We start from the raw sequence: 1,021 nt of genomic DNA, 5'->3' as shown, positions 1-1,021 counted from the left end.
GCGAGGAGGCCGCCCTGCGGGACGTCCTCGGCATGGACCGGGCCGCGTTCACCGCCCTCTGGCGGGCGGAGCTCCGCGAGGAACTCGGCGCCCGCTGAACCACCGTCAGAGCAGCTCGCGCAGCCGGTCGGCGAGCAGGTCCCACCGCCACCGCTCCTCGACCCAGGCGCGGCCCCGCTCACCCATCCGGCGGCGCAGCTCCGCGTCCCCCAGCAGGGTCACGATCCGCTCCGCGGCGTCCGCGGGCGAGCCGCCGCGGACCACCCAGCCGGTCTCCCCGTCGAGGACCGCGTCCGGCGCGCCGCCGGAGTCGCCCGCCACCACCGGCAGGCCCGTCGCGGACGCCTCCAGGTAGACGATGCCCAGCCCTTCCACGTCCAGCCCGCCCCGCCGGGTGCGGCAGGGCATCGCGAAGACGTCGCCCGCCCCGTAGTGCGCCGGGAGTTCCGACCACGGCACCGGACCGGTGAACACCACCGACCGCTCCACCCCGGTCTCCCGGGCCAGCCGCCGCAGGTCCTTCTCGTAGGGGCCGCCGCCGACGACCAGCAGCACCGCGTCCGGCTCGGCGGCCAGGATCCGCGGCATCGCCCGGATCAAGGTGTCCTGCCCCTTGCGGGGCACCAGCCGCGACACGCAGACCACCACCGGCCGGTCGGTGAGCCCCAGCCGGGCGCGTACCCGGTCGCCGCCCGAACCCGGGTGGAACGTCTTCTCGTCCACCCCCGGCGGAAGCTGCACCATCCGCGCCGCCGCACCGGGCGTCAGCGCGTCCGCGATCCGGGAACGGGTGTACTCGCCCAGGTAGGTGATGACGTCGGTCGACTCACCGATCCGCCGCAGCAGCTGCCGCGCGGCGGGAAGCTGCGCCCAGCCCGCCTCGTGACCGTGGGTGGTGGCCACCAGCCGGGTCGCGCCCGCCTTCCGCAGGGCCGGCGCCATCAGCCCCAGCGGCGCCGCGGCGCCGAACCACACCGAGGTGCAGCCGTGCTCCCGCAGCAGGCCGACGGCCTTGCGGGTG

General features: G+C 76.7%; 1 protein-coding gene. It reads right to left on the bottom strand.

The features are described from left to right. Positions 1-105 precede the first annotated feature (105 nt). The coding region (locus tag HW445_RS32480; RefSeq protein WP_180224324.1) for a glycosyltransferase family 4 protein at positions 106-1,021 on the bottom strand (916 nt) is incomplete at its 5' end.

Source organism: Streptomyces sp. UH6, from assembly GCF_013421635.1.
Lineage (GTDB): Bacteria > Actinomycetota > Actinomycetes > Streptomycetales > Streptomycetaceae > Streptomyces > Streptomyces abyssomicinicus.
Note: the sequence above shows the minus strand (reverse complement) of the source record. Positions and strands in the feature narration are given on the sequence as shown.